Raw genomic sequence first — 3,021 nt, 5'->3', positions numbered from 1 at the left:
GGTGTCTCGCTCGACTACGAGACCGAGCCGCAGGTGTCGCTGGTGATCACCGGCCGGGCCGCGAACGGGATCGAAGTCAGCAGCGATATCACCATTCAGGTGGAGAACGAGAACGAAGCCCCGACCGCGCCGGTGCTGTCGAACACCACGGTGCGTGAAGACGCACAGGTGATCGGCACGGTGACGGCGAGCGACCCGGATGCGGGTGACACGCTGACCTTCACGGTCGATGATCCGCGCTTCGAGATCGTGGACGGCGTGCTGCAACTGGCGGGCGGTGAATTCCTCGATCATGAGGCCGAGCCGTTCATCGACCTGACGCTCACCGCCATTGATGCCAATGGTCTTGAGACCAGCAGCGTGGTGCGGATCACGGTGACCAATGTCGCCGAGGCGCCGACGGCGCCGCAGATCGACAATGATCAGGTGGTTGAGAACCTCCCCGGCGCGGTGATCGGCACGGTGAGTGTCGAGCAGGATCCGGACGGCGCCGGCGTGACCTTCACGGTGGATGATGCCCGGTTCGAGATCGCGGGCGGCGTGCTGAAGCTGAAGGATGGTGTCTCGCTCGACTACGAGACCGAGCCGCAGGTGTCGCTGGTGATCACCGGCCGGGCCGCGAACGGGATCGAAGTCAGCAGCGATATCACCATTCAGGTGGAGAACGAGAACGAAGCCCCGACCGCGCCGGTGCTGTCGAACACCACGGTGCGTGAAGACGCACAGGTGATCGGGACGGTGACGGCGAGCGATCCGGATGCGGGCGACACGCTGACCTTCACGGTCGATGATCCGCGCTTCGAGATCGTGGACGGTGTGCTGCAACTGGCGGGGGGTGAAGTCCTCGATCATGAGACCGAGCCGTTCATCGACCTGACGCTCACCGCCATTGATGCCAATGGTCTTGAGACCAGCAGCGTGGTGCGGATCACGGTGACCAATGTCGCCGAGGCACCGACGGTGCCGCAGCTTGACAATGATCAGGTGGTTGAGAACCTCCCCGGCGCGGTGATCGGCACGGTGAGTGTCGAGCAGGATCCGGACGGTGCCGGTGTCACCTTCACGGTCGACGACGCCCGGTTCGAGATCGCGGGCGGCGTGCTGAAGCTGCGCGATGGTGTCTCGCTCGACTACGAGACCGAGCCGCAGGTGTCGCTGGTGATCACCGGCCGGGCCGCGAACGGGATCGAAGTCAGCAGCGATATCACCATTCAGGTGGAGAACGAGAACGAAGCCCCGACCGCGCCGGTACTGTCGAACACGACGGTGCGTGAAGACGCGCAGGTGATCGGCACGGTGACGGCGAGCGACCCGGATGCGGGTGACACGCTGACCTTCACGGTCGATGATCCGCGCTTCGAGATCGTGGACGGTGTGCTGCAACTGGCGGGGGGTGAAGTCCTCGATCATGAGACCGAGCCGTTCATCGACCTGACGCTGACCGCGACCGATGCCGAGGGTCTTGAGACCAGCAGCGTGGTGCGGATCACGGTGACCAATGTCGCCGAGGCGCCGACGGCGCCGCAGCTTGACAATGATCAGGTGGTTGAGAACCTCCCCGGCGCGGTGATCGGCACGGTGAGTGTCGAGCAGGATCCGGACGGTGCCGGTGTCACCTTCACGGTCGACGACGCCCGGTTCGAGATCGCGGGCGGCGTGCTGAAGCTGCGCGATGGTGTCTCGCTCGACTACGAGACCGAGCCGCAGGTGTCGCTGGTGATCACCGGCCGGGCCGCGAACGGGATCGAGGTCAGCAGCGATATCACCATTCAGGTGGAGAACGAGAACGAGGCCCCGACCGCGCCGGTGCTGTCGAACACCACGGTGCGTGAAGACGCACAGGTGATCGGCACGGTGACGGCGAGCGACCCGGATGCGGGCGACACGCTGACCTTCACGGTCGATGATCCGCGCTTCGAGATCGTGGACGGTGTGCTGCAACTGGCGGGGGGTGAAGTCCTCGATCATGAGACCGAGCCGTTCATCGACCTGACGCTCACCGCCATTGATGCCAATGGTCTTGAGACCAGCAGCGTGGTGCGGATCACGGTGACCAATGTCGCCGAGGCGCCGACGGCGCCGCAGATCGACAATGATCAGGTGGTTGAGAACCTCCCCGGCGCGGTGATCGGCACGGTGAGTGTCGAGCAGGATCCGGACGGTGCCGGTGTCACCTTCACGGTGGATGATGCCCGGTTCGAGATCGCGGGCGGGGTGCTGAAGCTGCGCGACGGTGTCTCGCTCGACTACGAGACCGAGCCGCAGGTGTCGCTGGTGATCACCGGCCGGGCCGCGAACGGGATCGAAGTCAGCAGCGATATCACCATTCAGGTGGAGAACGAGAACGAGGCCCCGACCGCGCCGGTGCTGTCGAACACGACGGTGCGTGAAGACGCGCAGGTGATCGGGACGGTGACGGCGAGCGACCCGGATGCGGGCGACGCGTTGACCTTCACGGTCGACGATCAGCGCTTCGAGATCGTGGACGGCGTGCTGCAACTGGCGGGCGGTGAATTCCTCGATCATGAGGCCGAGCCGTTCATCGACCTGACGCTCACCGCCATTGATGCCAATGGTCTTGAGACCAGCAGCGTGGTGCGGATCACGGTGACCAATGTCGCCGAGGCACCGACGGTGCCGCAGCTTGACAATGATCAGGTGGTTGAGAACCTCCCCGGCGCGGTGATCGGCACGGTGAGTGTCGAGCAGGATCCGGACGGTGCCGGTGTCACCTTCACGGTGGATGATGCCCGGTTCGAGATCGCGGGCGGGGTGCTGAAGCTGAAGGATGGCATCGCGCTCGACTACGAGACCGAGCCGCAGGTGTCGCTGGTGATCACCGGCCGGGCCGCGAACGGGATCGAAGTCAGCAGCGATATCACCATTCAGGTGGAGAACGAGAACGAAGCCCCGACGGCACCGGTTCTCAGCGGCAATGCGGTCGCCGAGAACAACCCCGGCGCGGTGATCGGCACGGTGACGAGCGGCGATGTCGATGCCGGCGACACGGTCGAGCTGACG

Annotated in this window: 1 pseudogene; it reads left to right on the top strand. The window is 64.9% G+C overall.

The window, feature by feature from the left end:
* Positions 1 to 3,021 (top strand): annotated as a pseudogene (locus WG924_RS28030) (tandem-95 repeat protein); the annotation flags it as partial.

Source organism: Tistrella arctica, from assembly GCF_039630945.1.
In the GTDB taxonomy this organism is placed as follows: domain Bacteria; phylum Pseudomonadota; class Alphaproteobacteria; order Tistrellales; family Tistrellaceae; genus Tistrella; species Tistrella bauzanensis.
The sequence above is the reverse complement of the archived record's forward strand: the minus strand, read 5'-3'. Positions and strand labels throughout refer to the sequence as shown.